General features: G+C 73.8%; 16 protein-coding genes. 9 read left to right on the forward strand and 7 right to left on the reverse strand.

Features of this window, described 5'->3' with window-relative positions:
- Positions 1 to 16: 16 nt before the first annotated feature.
- Positions 17 to 706: a response regulator gene (locus tag AWQ70_RS32375; RefSeq protein WP_067184956.1), complete on the reverse strand. Its 690-nt coding sequence runs from the start codon at positions 704 to 706 to the stop codon at positions 17 to 19.
- Positions 703 to 2,295 (reverse strand): sensor histidine kinase, encoded by a 1,593-nt coding sequence (locus AWQ70_RS32380; protein ID WP_245647249.1) that lies wholly within the window; start codon positions 2,293 to 2,295, stop codon positions 703 to 705. The genes AWQ70_RS32375 and AWQ70_RS32380 overlap by 4 nt, the downstream gene beginning before the upstream one ends.
- A 133-nt stretch (positions 2,296 to 2,428) precedes the next feature.
- On the opposite strand from AWQ70_RS32380, the gene AWQ70_RS32385 reads away from it, so the two are divergent.
- Positions 2,429 to 3,043, forward strand: coding sequence for a class I SAM-dependent methyltransferase (locus tag AWQ70_RS32385; protein WP_067184855.1), 615 nt, complete (start codon positions 2,429 to 2,431; stop codon positions 3,041 to 3,043).
- Between the two features lie 41 nt (positions 3,044 to 3,084).
- Here AWQ70_RS32385 and AWQ70_RS32390 read toward each other — a convergent pair whose 3' ends face one another.
- Positions 3,085 to 4,005, reverse strand: coding sequence for an alpha/beta hydrolase (locus tag AWQ70_RS32390; protein ID WP_067184858.1), 921 nt, complete (start codon positions 4,003 to 4,005; stop codon positions 3,085 to 3,087).
- Between the two features lie 51 nt (positions 4,006 to 4,056).
- On the reverse strand, positions 4,057 to 4,740 hold the full coding sequence (locus tag AWQ70_RS32395) for a gamma-glutamyl-gamma-aminobutyrate hydrolase family protein (RefSeq protein ID WP_067184863.1): 684 nt from the start codon (positions 4,738 to 4,740) through the stop codon (positions 4,057 to 4,059).
- Positions 4,741 to 5,179: 439 nt separating this feature from the next.
- On the opposite strand from AWQ70_RS32395, the gene AWQ70_RS32400 reads away from it, so the two are divergent.
- The 7 genes from AWQ70_RS32400 (at position 5,180) to AWQ70_RS32430 (ending at position 14,950) form a co-directional block, all read left to right on the forward strand.
- Positions 5,180 to 6,256 carry a WD40/YVTN/BNR-like repeat-containing protein gene (locus AWQ70_RS32400; protein WP_067184867.1) on the forward strand — a complete coding sequence of 359 codons (1,077 nt, stop codon included), beginning with the start codon at positions 5,180 to 5,182 and terminating at the stop codon, positions 6,254 to 6,256.
- A complete protein-coding gene (locus AWQ70_RS32405; protein WP_084518053.1) occupies positions 6,257 to 6,565 on the forward strand; it encodes a ubiquitin family protein in 309 nt (102 codons plus the stop codon).
- Between the two features lie 515 nt (positions 6,566 to 7,080).
- Positions 7,081 to 8,199, forward strand: a complete 1,119-nt coding sequence (locus AWQ70_RS32410) for a DUF8094 domain-containing protein (RefSeq protein WP_067184870.1) — start codon at positions 7,081 to 7,083, stop codon at positions 8,197 to 8,199.
- A gap of 31 nt (positions 8,200 to 8,230) precedes the next feature.
- The gene (locus tag AWQ70_RS40230) at positions 8,231 to 10,255 is read left to right on the forward strand and encodes a hypothetical protein (RefSeq protein ID WP_157530734.1); all 2,025 of its coding nucleotides are present in this window, start codon (positions 8,231 to 8,233) and stop codon (positions 10,253 to 10,255) included.
- 2 nt (positions 10,256 to 10,257) lie between these two features.
- Positions 10,258 to 13,206 (forward strand): hypothetical protein, encoded by a 2,949-nt coding sequence (locus tag AWQ70_RS32420; RefSeq protein ID WP_157530737.1) that lies wholly within the window; start codon positions 10,258 to 10,260, stop codon positions 13,204 to 13,206.
- 26 nt (positions 13,207 to 13,232) lie between these two features.
- The gene (locus AWQ70_RS32425) at positions 13,233 to 14,216 is read left to right on the forward strand and encodes a MinD/ParA family ATP-binding protein (protein ID WP_067184880.1); all 984 of its coding nucleotides are present in this window, start codon (positions 13,233 to 13,235) and stop codon (positions 14,214 to 14,216) included.
- A complete protein-coding gene (locus AWQ70_RS32430) occupies positions 14,216 to 14,950 on the forward strand; it encodes a hypothetical protein (protein WP_067184884.1) in 735 nt (244 codons plus the stop codon). Before AWQ70_RS32425 ends, AWQ70_RS32430 begins: the two co-directional genes overlap by 1 nt.
- Here the strand turns inward: AWQ70_RS32430 and AWQ70_RS32435 are convergent.
- Positions 14,947 to 15,726 (reverse strand): hypothetical protein, encoded by a 780-nt coding sequence (locus AWQ70_RS32435; RefSeq protein WP_157530739.1) that lies wholly within the window; start codon positions 15,724 to 15,726, stop codon positions 14,947 to 14,949. The two genes, AWQ70_RS32430 and AWQ70_RS32435, sit on opposite strands and share 4 nt — an antisense overlap.
- An 84-nt stretch (positions 15,727 to 15,810) precedes the next feature.
- Complete coding sequence (locus AWQ70_RS32440) at positions 15,811 to 16,284, reverse strand: hypothetical protein (RefSeq protein WP_157530741.1); 474 nt, start codon at positions 16,282 to 16,284, stop codon at positions 15,811 to 15,813.
- A gap of 52 nt (positions 16,285 to 16,336) precedes the next feature.
- Here AWQ70_RS32440 and AWQ70_RS32445 point away from each other — a divergent pair, with 52 nt between their 5' ends.
- Positions 16,337 to 16,651, forward strand: a complete 315-nt coding sequence (locus tag AWQ70_RS32445; RefSeq protein WP_157530743.1) for a hypothetical protein — start codon at positions 16,337 to 16,339, stop codon at positions 16,649 to 16,651.
- Between the two features lie 119 nt (positions 16,652 to 16,770).
- Here AWQ70_RS32445 and thyX read toward each other — a convergent pair whose 3' ends face one another.
- On the reverse strand, positions 16,771 to 17,553 hold the full coding sequence (thyX, locus tag AWQ70_RS32450) for an FAD-dependent thymidylate synthase (protein ID WP_067184895.1): 783 nt from the start codon (positions 17,551 to 17,553) through the stop codon (positions 16,771 to 16,773).
- Positions 17,554 to 17,696: the final 143 nt, after the last annotated feature.

The following is a 17,696-nucleotide window of genomic DNA, read 5'->3' on the forward strand; positions in this document are numbered from 1 at the left end:
CCCGGTCCGGCCGGGGTCAGGCGTCCTTGACGGCGTCGGCCGCCGGCGGGGGGACGGGCCGGAACCCGGCGTCCACCAGCCCGAGCCGGTGCGCCACCACGGCGGCCTGGGTGCGGTTGCGCAGATCCAGCTTCTCCATCACGGCGGCGACGTGGCTCTTGACCGTGGTCACGCCGACGCGCAGCCGCTCGCCGATCTCCGCGTTCGACAGGCCCATGCCGACGAGGGTGAGGACCTGCACCTCGCGCTCGGTCAGCCCGCGCGGCAGGGGGACGGCCTCCCGCTCGGCGGCCAGCGCCCGCTCCACCACGCGGCGCAGCACGGACGGGGCCAGCAGGGGCTCCCCCTGCGCGGCCCGCCGTACGGCGTCGACGATGCGCTCGGGCGGGTCGTCCTTCACGAGGAAGCCGAGGGCCCCGGCCCGGAGCGCGCCGTACACGTTCTCGTCCTCGGAGAACGTGGTGAGGACGACGATCCGGGCGGACGGGCGGGCGGCGAGGATGCGCCGGGTCGCCTCCAGGCCGTCCACGCGGGGCATCCGCAGGTCCATGAGGATCACGTCCGGCAGGAGCCGCTCGGCGAGGTGCACGGCCTGCGCGCCGTCGGCGGCCTCGCCGCAGATCTCCGTGTCCCCCGCGGCCTCCAGCATCATCCGGACCCCGGCCCTGACCAGGGCCTGGTCGTCGGCCACCAGCACCCTGATCACGGGCGGCACCTCTCCGTCGTCTCCGTCCTCACGGGGAGGGCGGCGGCCAGCCGCCAGCCGCCGTCCTCGGCCGGCCCCGCCGTGAGGCGCCCGCCGAGCGCGCCGGCCCGCTCCCGCATGCCGTTGATGCCCTGCCCGGTCGAGGGCAGCTCCCCGGGCGCGGCGGCGCCCGGCCCGTTCCTGATCTCCACGGCCAGTTCGCCTCCCGCGATCCCCACCTTGACCCGGGCCTCGGTGCCCGGGCCCGCGTGCTTGAGCACGTTGGTCAGGCCCTCCTGGACGATCCTCGCCGCGGACGCCCGTACGACGAGGGGCGCGCGCTCCGTCTCCGGGGCGATGTCGAGCTCGACGCGCAGGCCGGCCGCGGTCATCCGCGCCACGGCGTCCTGTACGACGTCGCCGGGATCGGCGGAGGGGATGTCGTCCCTGCCGGGGTCCCTGAGCACGTCGAGGAGCCCGCGCAGGTCCGTGAGGACCCCGTGCCCGGTGGCGCGGATGTCGTCGAGCGCCTCCTTCGCCGGGCCGTCCGCCCCCGCGTACAGGGCGGCACTCGCGCGCAGCACCATCGCGCCGACGTGGTGGGCCACGATGTCGTGGACGTCCCGGGCGATGCGCTCCCGCTCGGCCAGCCGGTCGGCCCGGTTCCGCGCGGCGGCGAGCTCGGCGGCGTGGCGGGCGGCGTCCTGCCGGGCCCGTACGTAGCCGCCGATGGCGACGGGCGCGGCGACCATCGCGGTGAGGGCGAGCGCGCGCCAGGCGGTGACCTCCGTGTCGCCGTCCACGATGGTGATCACGGCCACGGCGCAGGTCAGCAGGTATCCGGCGACCACCCACCCCCAGCTCGCGCGGGTCGCGAACACCCCGAGCGCGACGAACAGCAGGATCTGCAGGGTGGTGCCGACCTCTCCGAAGTACTGGTCGGCGACGACCACCAGGAGGCTCTCCAGCAGCAGCACGGCGCCGGGGAGGCGGCGGACCACGCCGAGCGCCAGCCCCGACAGCACCACCATGAGGCCGACCCCCCAGACGGGGAGGACGCCGCTGTCCCAGTTCGGCCAGCTCCCCAGCACGGCGAGGGCGAGGCCGCCCCCGGCCATCAGGAGGTCGAGCAGCGGGGCGTCGTCCTCGCTGGGGCGGCGCAGCGCCGCGCCGCGCAGGTAGCGCCCGATGATCACCGGGACGGCGACGATGCCGACCGTGTAGAACCACGCGCCGCGCGTGAAGGCGATGCCGGGGTCGGCGAGGTTCAGCGCCGTGGCGACGCAGGCGAGCACGGCGGCGGGGGCGGTCCACCGCCAGCCGCGCAGCCGGGCCAGCACACCCACCGCGACCGGGAGCAGGATCTGCACGGCGTCGACGGTCGAGGCCCCGAGCTGGTCGTAGACGGCCAGCAGGACGGCGAGGACGAGCGCCGTGGGGCCCGGCCACCGGCGCAGCAGGGCCAGGGGAAGCCCGCCTAGCAGCGCGAGGACCGCCGCCGCCCAGGGAGGCGCGGACGGGCCGCCCCAGGAGGAGGCGGCCATGAGCACGTTGAGCACGACTCCCGAGGCGGCGAGCGAGAGATCCAGGTATCCGCCGCGCCATCGCATGAGTGAACGGTATCGAGGCCGCCGTGAGCGGCCTTCCTCCTCAGGGATGACGACTCCCCTCCTCCAAGTGGCCACCCGAATGGGCTGGTGGACGGATGATCAGGCCCCCTGGGCCGCTCTAGTGTCCGTTGACATGGCGAACCAATCAGCGCTGTTCCTGGGCGAGTTCCTGAAGTCCCCGGCGGTTGTGGGCGCGATCGCGCCCAGCTCGCGCCGGCTCTCGTCCGCGGTGGCGGTACCGATCCCCGAGCGCGGCGACCCCGTGGTGGTCGAGCTCGGCGCGGGCACCGGCCCTTTCACGGAGGAGATCCAGCGGCGGCTGGGCGGCCGGGGCCGGCACATCGCGCTGGAGATCAACCCCCGGCTGGCCGACCACCTGCGCGTCCGGCACCCGGGCCTGGAGGTGCTGGTCGCCGACGCCGCGGGGCTTCCCCAGCTCCTCGCGGAGCGCGGCCTCGCGGCGGCGGACGTGATCGTGAGCGGGCTGCCGTGGGCGGCCTTCACCCCGGCGCGGCAGGCGGTGCTGCTGCGGGCCGTCGTCGACTCGCTCGCCCCGCACGGCGCGTTCACGACCTTCTCGTACGTGCACGCCCGCATGCTCGGCCCGGCGGTGCGGTTCCGGCGGACCCTGGCCCGGACGTTCGAGGAGGTCGTCCCCGGGCGTACCGTGTGGCGCAATCTCCCGCCCGCGTTCGTGTTCCACGCGCGGCGGGCCCGGGTGGGCGCCGCGAAGGACCGGGCGAACTGACCGCGCCGTCCGGGGCGGCCTCGGACGCCGCCCCGTGAGGCCTACGCGAAGGCCTCCTTGAGCCGCGTGGCCACGTACTCGCGCGCGTCCTCGGCGTCGTCGAAGAAACCGGGGACGCCGAAGAACCCGTGCAGCATCCCGGGGTAGCAGCGGTACTCGACGGGCACGCCGGCGCCGGACAGCTCCCGGGCGTAGGCCGCGCCCTCGTCGCAGAGCGGGTCGTACTCGGCGGTGATCACGGTGGCCGGGGCGAGCCCCGACTTGTCGGCCAGCCGCAGCGGTGCGACGCGCGGGTCGAGCGGGTCGGCGTCCCGGACGTACTGCTCGGCGAACCAGGCCATCTCGACCGCGTCCAGGCCGAATCCGGAGGCGTACGACCGGTAGCTCGGGGTGTCCATCGCCACATCGGTGATCGGGTAGATCAGCACCTGGTGGGCGAGGGCGAGACCGGCGTCGCGGGCCCGCCAGGCCGCGACCGCCGCGAGGTTGCCTCCCGCGCTGTCGCCGATCACCGCCACCCGGCTCGCGTCGCCGTTGTAGCGCTCCGGGCGGGCGAGGACGTCCCGTACGGCGGTGAAGGCGTCGTCGGCCGCCGCGGGGAACGGATGCTCCGGCGCCAGCCGGTAGTCGACCGACACGACGACGGCCCCGCAGCGGCGGGCCAGGTCGCGGCCGAGCGCGTCGTTGCGGTCCACGCTGCCGAAGACCCAGCCCCCGCCGTGGAAGTAGACCACCACGGGCAGGGCGTGGTCGCCCGGCTCGGGCCGGTAGACGCGCACCCGCACGCCGTCCACGACGTGGTCGCGGATCTCCGCCAGGTCTGCCGGCCTCCCGCGCTGCTCGGCCATGCCGTCCTGGCCGCGCATCCGGACGATCTCCGGGAGCGTCAGCGCGGCCAGATCGACGTTGAGGTCGGACGGGAAGAGCTTCAGGTACGCCTCAGCCTGAGGGTGCAACGCCATGGCCGCACATTAACAGCGCCCGCCGGGCCGGCCGCGTCCGCTCCGCCCGGGTCAGGGGCGGGCCGCGTCGACCAGCGCCTCGACGAGCCGGTTGTCCGCGCCGCGTTCGGGGTGCCACTGGACGCCGACGCCGAACCTGTGCCCCTGGAGCTCGACGCCCTCGACGATCTGGTCCTCTCCCCACGCGACGGCGAGCAGGCCGGTGCCCAGCCGCTTGACGGCCTGCCGGTGCGGCCCGGCCACCTCGGCGCGGTCGCCGATCGCCTTGCCGAGTTTGCTGGAGACGCTCACGCTGACGACGTGCCGGGCGGTGTCGTGCCGGTCGTGCGCGACCGCCTCGGGCAGCCAGGGGATGAGCGTGCCTCCCTGGACGACGTTGAGCACGTGCATCCCGCGCGACACGGCCAGGAACGGCAGATCCGTCTTGATCGCGACCTCGGCGAGCGCCATCTCGAAGCGGTCCCTGTGCGCCTGCGGCTCCTCCGCGCGGGGGTCGCGGGCCTCGCCGTACAGCGCGGGGTCGACCGGCGCGCCCCCCGCGAGGACGAGGCCGTCGAGACCGCGGGCGTAGTCCCCGGCGGCGTACGGGCTCATCGGCGGAAGCACGACGGGAGCTCCGCCCGCCTTCTCCACGGCGCGCGCGTACGCGTGCGGGGACAGCACCGCCTCGCGCACCCAAGTCCCCCACCGGGCGGCCTCAAGGTAGGCGGTGATGCCAATGAGCGGACGGGGCATGGTCTCTCCAACGGATCTCGCATTCGGGCACGCCCATAATGGCGCACCTGATTTCGGTTTTGTCACCTATCTGCTACATCGGCGGTGTCACCCCAGTTCAGAGTGGATCTTGTGGTGTCGGGCCGCCGAAACGACTTCTCCGGCGTCCGGATCGCCCGTCCGCCCGAATCTGTCGGTGACGCCTGGCACGATGGCGATAACCGTGCACGGGGCGGAGTCGGAAGGCTGCGCCAGGTAAAGCGCTCGAAACAGACAAAGCAGTTCATGTGACGCGAGGCCGGACGATTCATCGGGTTCTTCCGACTCACCGAGGCGGGGATTCGGTGGATTCGGCGGAGTCGACGGAGTCCGCCGGTTTCTCGTCACGCCGTTCACGTCAGTCAGCGGGCGGGCCGGGACAGGCCGGGCCGTCACGCGAGGTTCGCTCAAGGAGGCAACCATGGACGCGCTGCTCGCGGTAGGGACCCGCAAGGGACTCTTCCTCGCCCGATCGAGGAACGGCGGGCCGTTCGAGGTGGAGCCGGTCCGCTTCACCACCGTCGGCGTCCCGTCCGTCGCGATCGACACGCGCGGGCCCGTTCCCCGGCTGCTCGCCGGCATCGAGTACGGCCACTTCGGCCCGTCGGTGATGTGGTCCGACGACCTCGGCGAGACCTGGCAGGAGGCCGACCGGCCGCCGGTCGCGTTCCCCGAGCACACGGGCGCGACCCTGGCCAAGGTCTGGCAGCTCACGCCGTCCCCGACCGAGCCCGGCGTGGTCTGGGCCGGGGCCGAGCCCGCCGCGCTGTTCAGGTCCGAGGACGGCGGCGCCACGTTCTCGCTGGTCGAGGGCTTGTGGAACCATCCGACCCGGCCGAAGTGGCAGGCCGGAGGCGGGGGCCTGTGCCTGCACACGATCATCCCGCACCCGGTGGACCCGGAGCGGATCGCGATCGCCGCCTCGGCCGTCGGGTTCTTCCGCAGCTCGGACGGCGGGGCCTCGTGGGAGCCGGCCAACAAGAACATCCGCGCGCCGTTCTTCCCGGAGGGGGCGCAGTACCCCGAGTTCGGGCAGTGCGTGCACAAGGTCGCCGCGCATCCCGCGCGGCCCGAGCGGCTGTTCCTGCAGCACCATTTCGGCGTCTACCGGTCGGACGACTTCGGCGGGTCGTGGCGGGACATCGGCGCCGATCTGCCGTCGGACTTCGGTTTCCCGATCGCCGTCGACCCGACTCGGCCGGACACGCTGTACGTGTTCCCGCTGCGCGCGGACATCGACCGCACGCCCCTGGACCACCGGTACCAGGTGTTCCGCAGCGAGGACGCGGGAGCCACGTGGAAGGGCTTCACACACGGCCTTCCCGACGAGCCGGTCCACTCCGCCGTGCTGCGCGACGCGATGTGCGCCGGCGAGGCGGGCGTGTTCTTCGGCACCCGCGACGGCGAGGTGTACGGCTCCCGCGACCACGGCGAGTCCTGGACGCTGATCGCCAAGCACCTGCCGGACGTGCTGACCGTCCGCGTCGCGGTGCTCTGAGTGGCCAAGCCGGTCACGCTGGTCACGTTCGTCCTGCCGGCCGCGATGCGGCGCTGGGTGAACGACCAGAACGAGGTACGGGTGTTCGCCGTGGCCGCCTCCGACCACGGCCCCCCGACACTGGGCAGGGCACTCGACACGCTCCGCCGTACGCACCCGTCGCTGGAGGAGCGGCTGCGCGACGAGTACGGGCACCTCAGACGGCACATCGCGCTGTACGTGTGCGGCGCGAACGCGAGCGGCCTCGGCGGGCTGGACTGCGCCCTCCCGCCGGGGGCCGAGGTGTACGTACTCCCGGCGCTCGTTTGATAATCGCCGCACATGCGCGCGCATTTGCAATTGCAGCGGAATTGGGCGGCGATTAAACGGCGTCCGCCGTCCCCCGAAACGGCCGCTTTTCCCCTACCCGATGCCGATCAAGAACCCGCAATCATCACGCTCCCCCTTAGCGCGGACGCCGCACCGAGAGGCTCGCGGTGACGTGCTGCCCATGGACGGCGACCGGAGAAGGAGCCCGCGCGCGGCCGGCGGTCTCAGAGCACGGACCCGTTCAGAGGGGGCGACATCGGGCGGAACGGCGAGTTAATCTCTGGAGAACCTCTTGTACCGGTAGGACGGGGTTCGCGGGTTTCGGATGGGCCAAAGTCCGACTTTTCGGCTACTTATTCCCATAAGGTATTTGCCAGCTTCATTTACCTTCCCAACGAAACAGTGTCAGTCTAATATCTTGGGCTATGTCTCGGTATGCATCAGATTTCCCAGACAGGGGGCCACGCCGCAATGATGCGCATGCCGAGCACGAGTGGGAAGCCATCGGTCCCCCAATGGAGTGGGAACCCGAGACCCTTTCCGATTCCCGCTGGCGAAAGCTCGTCCCGATCGGCGCGGCGCTGGCGACTCTCGCCGGGCTCGGAGTCGCCGTCCTCCTGACCCGCGGCGGCGATCCCGGGGGCGGCTCCCCGCCGTCTCCGCCTCCGCAGCGTGCCGGGGCGGGCTGGGGCTCCGCGACGTCCTCCGCGTCGCCGTCCCCGTCCGCGACCAAACGATCGACGGCCAAGGCCGCCGCGAAATCCACGTCCCCCCAGCTCACGGCCAAGAAGGCGAGCGAGATCTTCGACCGCTTCCAGCACGGGATGTCGAGCGCGCAGGCGGGCATGGACGAGGACGCGATCGGGAAGCTGGAGCAGGGCCTCGCCGCGGAGATGACCAAGGCCAGCATCTCGACCGCGCGGTTGGAGGGCGCCAAGGTCGCGTCGGGCATGTGGCCCAACACCCGGGTGTGGGTGCCCCGCCACATCGACGGCCTGGCCGACTGGTTCGTCGCGGTGTCGTACGAGCCGGAGGTGGCCCGGATCAGCGACGTGATGACCAAGACCGGCAGCGGGTGGCGGCTGGTCGCCTCCGCCGCCGACGCGCGGGTCAACGCGGCGGAGCTTCCCGAGATCGCCACCGACTCCGCGGGCTACGCCGTCAGCCTGCCGGAGAACGCTACCGGCCTGGTCGGGACCCCGCGCCAGATCGTGCGCGCGCACCTGGCCAGCCTGGAGAAGGCCCAGCCCGACCAACGCTTCGCCCAGGGCCGGTGGACCAGCGAGGCCGCGTTGTTCTGGCAGCGGGAGCGCGCGCAACTCGTGCAGGCCGGCTGGGGGCTCACCCTGTCGTACGAGCCGGAGGGGGCCGTGCGCGCGCTGCAGACCACCGACGGCGGCGCGCTCATCTGGTACGCGGCCCGCTCCACCGAGACCCGGACGGCCCGGCGCATGGGCGCGAAGGTCTCCCTGAAGGGCTCGGCCGCCGTGCGCAGCTCGCACAAGGCGTTCGGCCGCTGGGTGAGCGCCACGTATGGCCGCATGTATGTCGCCTACGTACCGCCCGCCGGGACGAACGATCTCGTCCGGGTGATCGGCGAGTGGAGCGAAGTGTTGCAGACCGACGGCGCCTGACGTCACCACCAGCAGAGGAAGAGGTGGATCCATGTCGACACCCTCACGCGCGACGGTGATCACCGCGAGCGTCGCGCTCGGTGTGTTCGGGGCCGGTACAGCGGTGGGAACCGTCATCGCCACGGGCTCCCAGCCCGCCGACCTCAGCACGGCACGCCTGATCGCGGGCACCTACCGCCTGGACGACGGCGCGGACGCCTGGACGACGCTCGCCTCCGGCGGAACGGGCCAGTCCTCGCTCACCGGAACCGACGCGGGCAGCACGATCACGGCCGGTTCCGGGAAACAGCGGGTCTGTCTCGCCACGACCACGGACGGCCACGCCGTGGACGCGGCGGCGGAGGGCTGCGCCTCGCTGCCGGTGCTCGCCGCCAGTCAGTTCGCCGCGCTGCGCCGACCGGCCAATCCCAACGCGACAGGGTCGGCGGAGCCGAAGACCACGCCGAAGAGCGAGCCGAAAAGCACGCCGAAGAGCACGCCCAAGGCGGGCGGCGGCGGGACCGGTGCCACGGCCGCCCCCCGGCCCACCGCGAAGGCGGCCGGGAAGCCACCGGTGGTGACCGCCGCGCCCGTCAAGCCTCCGGCCCCCACGACCGCTCCCCCGGTGACCACCAAGACGATCGGTGCCACCGCGAGCCCGGCCCCGACCCAGGGGTTCGTCACCGTCACGGCCACCCCGGTCGCGACGACGTCGCCCGCTCCCGTCGTGACGTCCGCGGCGGCCAAGGGAAAGGCCCCGGACGTCTTGCCGTCCGCCGTCCCCTCGCCCGCCGCCGGGCAGTGGGGGAAGATCATCGGCGCCACACGGGACGGCACCAAGCTGGTGGAGCGCAGCGACGGCAGCCGCGCGATCCTCGGGCCGGACAACAAGCTGATCCGGGTGATGCCGGGTCCGTGGGCGACGGGCGTGAAGGTGCTGCCGGACGGCAACTGGCTTCTCCTCCGGCCCAACGGCGACCGCATGATCGTGAGCCCGGCCGGGCTGGAGCTGGCTCCCCAGGCGAACACCGCCTCCCCGACCCCGCCCGCCACCGGTGCCGGGACAGGCACTGCCGGCGGGACGGGAGCAGCCGGTACGACTGGTACCGGCGCGGCCGGCACAGGCACCGCCGGCACGGGCACAGGCACCGGTGCGGCCGGCGCCGGCGGTGCGGGCGGTACAGGCACGGCCGGCACCGGTACGGGCGGTTCATCCGTGGGTGACGCGGCGAACGGCGCCGCGGGCGGCGGCTCGACCGGAACGGGCGGCACGGGCGCCGGGACCGGCGGCGGCTCGGAGATCACGGCCGACGGCCGCGCCGGGGACGGCAGCGGGCACGGAGGCCGTCACAGGGACAGGCACGGCGGCACGGACGGCAACCGGTACCGCTCCACCGACGACAACCGCAGGGACGGCGCCTGGAGCGGAGCCGCCGCGGGCAGCGGGGCGGGAAGCGCCACCGGGACGTCCGGCTCCGGGACCTCCGGCGGTCCGGACGGCGGCACGGCGGACGGAACGGTCATCGGGACCGGAGCGGGAACCGGAGCCGGATACGGGACCGGCGCGGACACCGGGAGCGGAGCGGACGTCGGCGCGGGGACCGGTACGGGAGCTGGAGCCGCCGACGGCACCGGCACCGGCACCGGCACGGGAGTCGGCGGTGAGGGCGGCAACGTGTCCGTTCCCGGCATGCAGGACGCCCTCCCCGTCATGCAGGACCCGGAGCTGCTCCAGCGGGCGTCCGAGGCGCTGGGCCTGGACGCGGGCATGAGCTACACCGACGAGAACGGGGTCTGGGACCTCAACATCGCGCCTCCCGGCACCCCCCAGTGCCGCGACTACTCCCGGAGCGAGCTGTCCCGCCGGGGCATCCCGCGCGACTCCTGCGCGCTTCCGGCGTTCGTCCGCTGGTTGTACGCCGACCCGGCTCCCGGTGAGGTGAGCAACTGGACCAAGTTCACCGGTCTGCCCGAACGCAACCTGGAGCTCGTGGTGATGAACCCGTCGACCATGCCCGCACCCGCCGGGGAACCGGGCCGGATCGAGCCGGACACCGCCGGGTACGCCGGCTCATGACCATGCCCGGTTGGGTGAACGACCACGGCGCGCACCTCCTGGACTACGCCGGCGGGCTCGTCGGGCCCGCCAGGGCGCCCTTCGTGGTCGCCTCCGTCCTGGCCGCGTGCCGTACGCGAGGGGAGCCGCCCGACGGCGTCTCCCCCGCCGCGTGGCTGCTCGGGTCGGTGCGCCGGCGTTGCCGCACCGACCCCGAGTACCGGCCGGGTTACGTGCCGGGTCCGGGGCCTGGGGTACCCGACCTGCGGTCCGTCGAGCGCGCCTGGACGCTCGCCGACCCGTTGGGCGCCGAGGCCCTCCGGCTGATGTACCGGCACGAGCTCGCGCTCGCGGACGTCGCCCACGTGCTGGAACTGTCCGTGGAGGACGCCGGGCGGCTCGCCACCCGCACCCAGGACCTCATCGAGATCATGGTGAGCGGGATGGACGCGCTCGTCCACGGGCGGGCGGCCTGCCGTGAGCTGCCGCCGCTGCTCGACGTGCTGTTCCCCGAACCGCCCGCCTCCCCCACCCCGGAGGAGTTCGCCGACGGGCGGATGGCGCTGACCGCGCACATCGTCGGCTGCGCCGTGTGCAAGCGGCCCATCAACATCCGCTACACGGTGCCGCAGATGACCTCCCATCCGCCGCTCCAGCGCCTCACGGACGAGTCGAGGAGACGTCTGGAGGGGGACGCCGACTCTCCCCTCCCCGCCTCTCCTGAGGCTGCCGATCCATGGGACTTCTCCGGTCCGACGTCCTCGTCCGGCGGTTCATGGGCGTCCTCGGGGTCGCTCGACCCCGGATCCTTCTTCGAGGAGCCCGGCAGGCACACGGGCCGCATTCCCCGGCCCCGCCGTCCGCCCGCCTTTCCCGGTATGGGCGCGACCGGCGCGTCCACGCCGCCCTTCACACCTCCGTCACGCGAGGACCCTCCCTGGTCGCTTCACGCGTCGCCGGGCGATCTCGGCGCCCCGCTGCCGCCCGTCGTCCCCCCTCCTAGGGGCGGCACCGCCCCGAAAGGCGACACCTCCCCGGCCGACACCGGTCCTGACCGCACTTCCGCGACGGGCGCGGAAACCGACCGGATGTCCATGGGCGACGCGGACGCCGACGGGAAGGACGTGTCCACTCCGGCGGAGGACATCGCCACCGGTACGGCCGACACGCCGGCCGATCCGGCTCCTACGGCTCCGGCGGGAGCCGTTCCCGATCCCACCGCCGCCGACGGCACCGCTTCCGACGTGACGGTCTGGGTGGTCGACGCCTCGGCCGACGGCGCGAAGGCCGTGAGCACCCCCGGGGCGGACGATCGGTCGGCCTCCACGGGGAGCGAAGACGCGGCGGATCACGACGTTCCCGTCACCGTCGCCGACGAGCAGGGACCGGCGGCCGACCAGCGGGCTGGAACGAGCACCACCGGAACAGACGCCGCAGGGACGCACCCCGCAGGGACCGTCCCCACGGGGACGGACGCCGTGGGGACGCGCTCCGCAGGGGTCGTCCCCGCGGGGACGGACGCCGTGGGGACGCGCTCCGCAGGGGTCGTCCCCGCGGGGACGGACGCGGCGGGGACAGGCGAGCAGCCGGTCGCGGACGACGCCCTCCAGGCGCCCCGCCGTTCTCCGCGCCATCCCTACGCCGGTACGACCAAGCACACCGGCGACGAACCGCACCGCCGCGACAGCACAACGACCGCCCATGAGGACAGTGGCAAAACCCGCCGCCCCTACACGGGCTCGACCGGCGACATCCCCGGCGAACCACCCCACGCCACGCCAGACGCCCCGGAAGACGACACCGGCAAAACCCGCCGCCCCCACACGGGCTCGACCGGCGACATCCCCGGCGAACCGCCCCACGGCGGCGCAGACGCGCCTGAAGACGGCACGGGCGTGTCGCGGCACGGTCCTCCGGGCCTGCTGCCCGCCGTACCGGAGTCGGCGCGGCGGTCGCCTCTGGCGCTGCCGTCCCCGCCGGACGACGCCGGGGCCGCTCCGGCGGGGGCCGGGTTCGACACGCCGCTCTACAACGCGTTGCGGACGCAGGCGTGGGCCCGCGAGGTCCTGGCGCGGGCGGCGGAGGCGGCGGCCGCGACGCAGCCGATCCCCATCACTCCCGCGGCGCCCCCCGGGGCGGCGGGAACGGGGGACACTCCTGGGAAGCCGGGCCGAACCGGCGCCGGCCCGGCGGGCGCGCCTCCGGGACACCGGGGTCCGTCCGCGTCGTCTCCGGCACCGTATCCGGAGCCGTCTCCGGCGGCGGCAGGGTCGGCAGCGTCCCCTCTGGCCGCGCCGCTGCCCTCTCCTCTGCCCGCCGAACTCACCGGGCCGCTGCCCGCCGTACTGACCGGGCCGCCGGAGGAGCGGCTGGACCGGGCGCGGCCGAGGCGGCCGGTCCGGGTACGGCCTCGGCCGCTGTCCGACGAGCCCACCCGGCCGGTGCGCGTGATACCCCGGGAACGGCCGCTCGCCAGGAACACGTCGCTGAAGATCGCCGTGATCGTCCTCGCCGGGGCGGCGGGCACCGTGACCGGGATCAAGATCCTCGGCCCGGCGCTCGACGGGGAGGCGCCCAGCCGCTCCCTGCAGTCGGTGGCGGTCGAGACGGCGCGCAGCGACCCGGAGGCGCTCGGGATCTTCGACGACCCCGGAGCCGAGGACGACCAGAGCATGGGCAGCGGGCCGCTGCGGATCCCGGCGACCGTGACCCTCGACGAGTTCGGCCGGGGAACCATGACGATCACCGTCTCGGAGGGAGCCGAGGGGACGATCGACTGGCGTGTCTCGGCCCCCGGCCTGGTCGTGACGCCCGCCAAGGGCACCCTGAAGCGGGGTGGCCGCGGCGTCGTCAGCGTGCGCGCGCTGAGGGTCCGTTACTGGTGCGGCGCTCCGGAGACGGTGACCGCGCCGCTCACCGTCCACGGCCCGTCCGAGTCGATCACCACGACGGTGCGCTGGCGTACCTGCTGACAGCTCATGTTCGAAAGGACCGTGCCTTGACAGAGATCCACACGTCGGCCGACGCGCCGGCCGAGCCCGTTCCCGAGACGGTCCCGCTCACCGCGGAACACCTGCTCACGAACCGGCGTCCCGAGCCGGCCGGTGGATGGCGGCGGCTCGTCTGGCGCCTTTCCGGCCGCAGGTACATCCCTTCGGAGTCCACGGCCGAGCGTGAGCGGCGCACGCTGATCGCGCAGGCGCAGACGCCCGTGGCGAGCGGACACCACCGCATCGCCGTCATGAGCCTCAAGGGCGGGGTCGGCAAGACCACGACGACCGCCGCGCTCGGCAACACGCTGGCCTCCCTGCGAGGCGACCGGGTGATCGCGATCGACGCGAACCCGGACCGGGGGACGCTGGGGATCAAGGTCAAGTCCGAGACCGCCGCGACCATCCGCACCCTGCTCGCCGAGGCGGACCACATCGTCCGGTACGCGGACGCGCGCGCGTTCACGTCGCAGTCCCCGGCCCGGCTGGAGGTGCTGGCCTCCGACACCGACCCCGCCGTGAGCGAGGCGTTCAACGCGGACGACTACCGGACGGTCGCCGGGCTGATCGAGCGCTACTACTCGATCTGCATCACCGACTGCGGGACCGGGCTGCTCCACGGGGCGATGCGGGCCACCCTCGAACTGGCCGACCAGATCGTGCTGGTGAGCCTGCCCGCGGTGGACGGGGCGAACTCGGCCGCCGCGACGCTCGACTGGCTCACCGCCCACGGGTACGCGGACCTGGTCAAGAACGCGATCGTCGTGCTCAACGCCGTGGAGAGCAAGTCCGACGTCGACGTCGACCTGCTGGAGCGCCACTTCCGGGCGCGCTGCCGGACGGTGATCCGCGTGCCGTACGACCCGCACCTCAAGGAGGGCGCCGAGGTGGACCTGCTGCGCCTGCGGCCCACGACGCGGGGCGCCTACCTGCGGCTCGCGGCCGCGGCCGGGCAGTCCTTCGGCATGCGGCCGGATCGGACGGGACGCTAGTGCCGCCGGTCGTCGAGGATCCCGCGCTCGACTGGGATCTCCGGTCTCCCCGCCGGATCCGCGCCACGGTCCTGATCGTCGTCGCGGTGGTCGTCGTCGTGGTCGCGGTCGTCCTGATCGCGGGGATGTGGCGGGTCGTGGGGGCCTCGTCGACGCCGTCCCCGAGCCCCGCGCCGACGGCCGTCACACTGGCGCAGCCCCTGGCGTACGAGGGGGAGGCGGGATATCCCGTCGGGTTCCCCCACACCGATCTGGGCGCGGTCTCCGCGGCCGCGGCGGCCCTGGAGGCGGCCTGGACCCTGGACGGCGAGCAGGCCGAGCAGGCCGCGATGCTGTACGCGCCGCCCGAGCAACGCAAGGCGGCGAGTGACGGCGCACGGGCCGCCGTGAGCGGGTGGCGCGAGACGCTCGGCCTGCCCAAGGAGGGCAAGCTGCCCGAGGGCGCCTCGCTGCGCACGCAGACGATCGGGGTGCAGTGGCGGGCCCGGGCCCAGGACCAGGTCCAGGTGTCCGTGCTGGTCCAGGTGACCGCGACGACGGGCGGCGACGGCCCGACGTACTCCAGCCCGTACGCGATGACCCTGCTGATGGCCTGGTATCCCGGCGTGCGCGGCGACGGCCGGGGCGACTGGGTCAACATCCCCGACCCCACTCCACCTCCCGTGCCGCAGACCGCCCTTCCGGGTACTCCGGAATTCACCGCGGCCGGCTGGAAATCCCTCAAAACCGCCTAGAACGAGGAAGAGCCCCCCATGTCCCCTCGCAAGTCTCCCCGGCGTGCCGGTTTGCTCTCCAATCTCCTCCTTGTGGGCGTGTCCGCGACGACGGGCGCGATCGTCGCGCAGCCCTTCGCGGCGGGCGCCGACCCCGCGTTGGACGCCTCGGCGCCCTCCACTCTGCCATCCGATTCGTCCGCTTCTGAGCCAGATGGGGCGGGTTCGTCGCGCACGGATTCCGGCGCGGCGGACACGTCCCGGGCCGACTCGTCGCGCACGGACTCGTCACGCACGGACTCGTCGCGTGCCGACGCGGCCGGGGGCGGCTCCGTCGAACCGGCGGGTCCGGACTCTCGGGGCTCCGACTCGGCCGGCTCGGGCGACGCCTCCTCGACCTCACGCGACTCGGCCACGCGCGACTCGGCCACGCGCGACTCGGCCTCGGGCGACTCGACCTCGGGCACCGCGGCCTCCGGCGACTCGGCTTCCGGGACCGGCGCCACGACCTCGGGATCCGACGACTCCACCGGCTCCACCGACTCCACTGACTCCGCAGGATCCGCCGCGTCCACGGGGGATGCGGCCTCGACGGACGGCGGCTCCTCCGGGGACGCCTCGACGGACGCCACGACCAAGTCCACGTCGGGCACGGACTCCACCGGAAGCTCGAGCAGGTCCAGGAGCACGGACTCCGGCACGAGCTCGACCTCGTCCAGAAGCGCGGACTCCGGCACGAGCTCGACCTCGTCCGGGAGCGCGGACTCCGGCAGGAGTTCCGGCTCGTCCAGGAGCACGGATTCCTCCACGAGCGGCGACTCGTCGAGGGCGGGCGCCGGCGACTCCGGGGCGGGCCGTACCTCGGCGAAAAGGGCCGCCGATCAGGGCACCCGGTCCACGGCCGACACGTCGGGCTCCGCCGCCCGCGACACGGCCACTCCCGCCGTGACTCCCACTGGCACCTCCGTCACGACACCCGCTCCCGCTGCCACGCCGACCGCGGACGACACCGGGAAGCCGGTGGTGAGCCCGACCGCGACCGTCGCCGCCAGCCCGGCCACGACCCCGACGGCCGACGCGTCGTCGCCCGCTCCCGGCGGCACGCCCACGCCCTCTCCCTCGGCGACCGGGACGCCCGGCTCCTCGCCCAGCCCGTCTCCGTCGAAGAGCACCGGCCCGAGCCCCGCCCCCTCCCCGAGCGCCGGCAAGCCGGGTGGGTCCGGCGGCACCCCGAGGCCGACGGTCACCATCCCCAGCTTCCCCCGGCCCACACTGCCGACCTCGGAGGCGAAGGAGAACCCGGCGAGGGAGGCGCCGAACCCGTCCCCCCAGCCCGACGGCCGTCTCGGGGACACGGGGGGAGGCGCCGCCGGAGACGCGATCGCGCTGCCGGTCATCGAGACGCACGTGCCCCAGTCGCTGCCGCGCGTGGTGCCCCTGCCCCCGCTGGCGGTCTCGTTCGCCGAGTCGTGCCGCTCGGTCACCGATGCGTCGTGCTGGAGCCTCGCCCCCTGGCGGGGCCGTACGAGCGGCCAGCCGTCGACCTCGTTCGGCGGGGGCGCGGGCTCGCTCCCGTCGGCGGCGCCGCGGTGGGCGTTCGCTCCCCCGCCCGCCCGGATCGCTCCCGCCCCGGTCGTGCCCGCCTCGCTGGGCTCCGCGCCGACCCGGTCCGGGTGCTGGATCTTCAGCCCGTCCGCGGTCTGCGCCCGCCCCCAGCGGTAGCCGTCGCGACATGTCCCGTCGGACGTGAACGGGCCCCCGCCGGTGAGGCGGGGGCCCGGAAGCCCGGCCCGGCCGTACGAGGCTCGTCGGCGGCCGGTGCCGTACGACGGAAGCGCGCGTCAGACCTTCCGCCAGCCGGGGACCCAGGCGCCGTCCTCGACGACGTAGTCACCGAAGAGGGCCGGGGCCTCCTCCTTCATCAGCTCGCCGATGCGGCCGAAGACGAGGCGGATCTCCTCCTCCGCCCCGGCGGCCGTACGCGCCTCGATCGTGTGACGGAGGGTGCGGACGTTCGCGGTCCAGACGAGACCGGTCGCGACGCCTTCCGGGGCGAACCGCCGCATGAAGGACGTGCGGTGCTTCTTCTCCGCGAACGGCACGCCCTCCTCGTCGAGCCCGAAGTGCTCGGCCATCCACGTCTGGAACTCTTCGAGCTGGTCGAGCACGGCACTCGCCCGCTTCATCAGCTCGGGGTCCTCCTTGGCCCACTCGGGGAACCAGAACGGCAGCTCGTCCAGGCGGACGAAGCGCAACGACTCCTGCGAGATGGCGACGCCGGGGCGGTGCCGTACCAGCTCGTGGGTGAACACCCGGCTGACGTTGTGCAGCACGAAGCTGAAGCTGATGTGCTCCAGAACGGACCCGTGCGCGCTGGCGAGGATGTTGCGCAGGTAGGTGTCCTGGTCCTTCCTGATCCGGGTCACGTTGGGGTTGAGGCCCGGCTCGAAGGACCGGTAGCAGAGGCGTCCGGCGAACTCGGCGAGGTTCTGCGCGTCGAACTCGCCCCGCTCCAGCCGGTCCAGCCAGGTCTCGCCCCCGATCTCCCGCAGGTAGCGGGCGAGCTCGTCGTAGTCCAGTTCGGGCCTGGCGACGAGGAAGACCTCGGGTTCGACGCTGCGCATGGTGGATCCTCAGGTATCGGTGGCTGTGACGGTCCAAGCAAACCAGCCTTCCGGCCTGGGGTGAAAACGGGGGACGCCCGACCGCGGCCCCTCACGCCGCCGTTCCTCGCTGACAGCCGGGCAACGGCCGCCGGAGGGCCGGC

This window comes from Microtetraspora niveoalba, assembly GCF_001570405.1.
GTDB classification, from domain to species: Bacteria; Actinomycetota; Actinomycetes; order Streptosporangiales; family Streptosporangiaceae; genus Microtetraspora; species Microtetraspora niveoalba.

Coding starts and splice junctions, on each gene's coding strand:
- AWQ70_RS32380 (WP_245647249.1), bottom strand. CDS start 2,295: ATGCGATGGCGCGGCGGATACCTGGATCTCTCGCTCGCCGCCTCGGGA.
- AWQ70_RS32385 (WP_067184855.1), top strand. CDS start 2,429: ATGGCGAACCAATCAGCGCTGTTCCTGGGCGAGTTCCTGAAGTCCCCG.
- AWQ70_RS32390 (WP_067184858.1), bottom strand. CDS start 4,005: ATGGCGTTGCACCCTCAGGCTGAGGCGTACCTGAAGCTCTTCCCGTCC.
- AWQ70_RS32395 (WP_067184863.1), bottom strand. CDS start 4,740: ATGCCCCGTCCGCTCATTGGCATCACCGCCTACCTTGAGGCCGCCCGG.
- AWQ70_RS32400 (WP_067184867.1), top strand. CDS start 5,180: ATGGACGCGCTGCTCGCGGTAGGGACCCGCAAGGGACTCTTCCTCGCC.
- AWQ70_RS32410 (WP_067184870.1), top strand. CDS start 7,081: ATGGAGTGGGAACCCGAGACCCTTTCCGATTCCCGCTGGCGAAAGCTC.
- AWQ70_RS40230 (WP_157530734.1), top strand. CDS start 8,231: ATGTCGACACCCTCACGCGCGACGGTGATCACCGCGAGCGTCGCGCTC.
- AWQ70_RS32420 (WP_157530737.1), top strand. CDS start 10,258: ATGCCCGGTTGGGTGAACGACCACGGCGCGCACCTCCTGGACTACGCC.
- thyX (WP_067184895.1), bottom strand. CDS start 17,553: ATGCGCAGCGTCGAACCCGAGGTCTTCCTCGTCGCCAGGCCCGAACTG.